The sequence below is a fragment of the Alcanivorax sp. HI0044 genome, assembly GCF_001634945.1.
This window is the reverse complement of the sequence record NZ_LWEZ01001048.1, coordinates 1-836: the sequence shown is the minus strand read 5'-3', so window position 1 is coordinate 836 and position 836 is coordinate 1. Positions and strand designations below refer to the sequence as shown.

Here is an 836-nt window from a genome sequence, read left to right as displayed (position 1 = left end):
TAAGGAAAAGTTCGAACGTAATAAACCGCACGTAAACGTAGGCACCATCGGTCACGTTGACCATGGTAAAACCACCCTGACTGCCGCGCTGACCCGCGTGTGTGCAGAAGTCTGGGGCGGTAGCGCCATTGCTTTCGATGGTATTGATAATGCCCCGGAAGAGCGTGAGCGTGGTATTACCATCGCGACCTCACACGTAGAGTACGATTCTCCGACTCGTCACTACGCCCACGTAGACTGCCCCGGTCACGCTGATTATGTGAAAAACATGATCACCGGTGCCGCGCAGATGGACGGCGCAATCCTGGTTTGTTCCGCAGCTGACGGCCCCATGCCGCAGACGCGTGAGCACATCCTGCTGTCCCGTCAGGTTGGCGTGCCTTTCATCGTTGTGTTCCTGAACAAAGCGGACATGGTTGACGATGAAGAGCTGCTCGAGCTGGTAGAAATGGAAGTGCGTGAGCTGCTGAGCGACTACGACTTCCCGGGCGACGACACCCCGATCATCAAGGGTTCTGCCCTGAAGGCTCTGGAAGGCGATACCAGCGACATCGGTATGCCTGCCGTGCAGAAGCTGGTTGAGTGCCTGGACGAGTACATCCCGGAGCCGGAGCGTGCCGTTGATCAGCCGTTCCTGATGCCGATCGAAGACGTATTCTCCATCTCTGGTCGCGGTACTGTAGTAACCGGCCGTGTAGAGCGTGGCATCATCAAGGTGGGTGAAGAGCTGGAAATCGTGGGTATCAACGACACCACCAAGACCACCTGTACCGGTGTTGAGATGTTCCGCAAGCTGCTGGACGAAGGTCGCGCTGGTGAGAACGTTGGTGTTCTGC

The 836-nt window shown here is 56.9% G+C and carries 1 protein-coding gene; it reads left to right on the top strand.

Features of this window, described 5'->3' with window-relative positions; translation table 11 throughout:
- A partial coding sequence (locus A3730_RS12215; protein WP_063538131.1) for an elongation factor Tu occupies positions 1 to 836 on the top strand: 836 nt, incomplete at both ends.